This window comes from Pseudanabaena sp. 'Roaring Creek' (genome assembly GCF_001402795.1).
GTDB lineage: Bacteria > Cyanobacteriota > Cyanobacteriia > Pseudanabaenales > Pseudanabaenaceae > Pseudanabaena.
This window is the reverse complement of the sequence record NZ_LIRE01000596.1, coordinates 1-1,256: the sequence shown is the minus strand read 5'-3', so window position 1 is coordinate 1,256 and position 1,256 is coordinate 1. Positions and strand designations below refer to the sequence as shown.

General features: G+C 39.5%; 1 protein-coding gene. It reads right to left on the bottom strand.

The window, feature by feature from the left end:
- Positions 1-177: 177 nt before the first annotated feature.
- A complete protein-coding gene (locus AC805_RS16720; RefSeq protein ID WP_055076458.1) occupies positions 178-771 on the bottom strand; it encodes an EF-hand domain-containing protein in 594 nt (197 codons plus the stop codon).
- Positions 772-1,256: the final 485 nt, after the last annotated feature.

The following is a 1,256-nucleotide window of genomic DNA, read 5'->3' as shown; positions in this document are numbered from 1 at the left end:
GAATTATCTATATCTAGTGATGTAGCTATTGCTTCCAGCATCACTATTTTATCGCATAGAACTTACTCCCTTCCCACTATAAAATTAGACATTAAAAACCAAGAATTAGACGTTACGGCGCGAAGCGCCGCAACGTCTAATTCTTCACTGGGAAGGGAGTACCTCATAGAAGTTGGTTTAAATGGGACCAAACATATAATTGGCAGGAATATGAGGATCGTTGGAGAAGTAGAAGTCATGCATTGTCGATAGGACTTCTTCCATGCTTAAAACGCCGTCATCATCGCGATCGATCTTTTTAAAAGTCTCGCTAGCGTAGACAACTGGAATATTATAAACGCGGAAAAAATTAACCCATTCATTCCGATCTAAATTACCACTTCCATCGGTATCAATAACGCTGAACAAAGATGAAGAGAAGGCCAGAATTTCACTCCGATAGCTTTCATCGTGCAAAACTATGTCGTAATAGGTAAACCACTCTTCTAAGTCGATTTGATTGCGTGCATGGGCATCAATCACTTCAAAGCTTCCTTGTTTAGCAACTGGATTACTTGTCTTCTTTTTGATTTCGGCGCGCATTCGATTCCACAGCAGTAAAAATTTACTAGTGATATCCTCGTAAGGCAGAGTGTCAGGTTTCCAGTCTCGTAATTCTGCTAACCGTTGTGCTAGCCGTTCAAAATCAGATAGTTTTAAAATCCCCAGATTTTGAGCATCATACATACTAAAAAGCTTGGTCAATTTGCGCTTCTGCAATTCACTCAACATAATAGACTCCTGAGATACTAAGGATTTTCATGCAAATAGCTCTGACGTAGGTCTGACTTAATTTAATGCCCCATTATTCCTCATGCTTAATGTCCCGCTATTTAAATGGTACAAATTTATGGAAAGAGATTTGGTTAAATTTGGATAAAGAGAATCGCATCCTTACGCCTTGCCTCCAGAATTCTTAATGCGGGGCAAAGCCCTAATAACTCTGGAGAGAAGGGAGTTTATTTATAAGCAGCCAAGTATAAGTAAGCTTACAAACCAGAAGTGCGTACTGTCCGATAAACGGACAATACGCACTTCTGGTTTGTTTTTAAACAATGCTGAACAATTATAGAAATATACAGCAATTATCGATCACACGAACCACAAGGAAATTTTTGAAAGCGTTGCTTCGCAACGCTTTCAAAAATTTCCTTGGTTTGGGCTTGAGCGCAAAGCGCTGTAATTCGCACTACGCACCCTTATCCCTAACTTTATAG

What these genes read in the sequence shown, in the direction of transcription:
- AC805_RS16720 (WP_055076458.1), bottom strand. Translation starts at nt 771, where the DNA reads ATGTTGAGTGAATTGCAGAAGCGCAAATTGACCAAGCTTTTTAGTATG.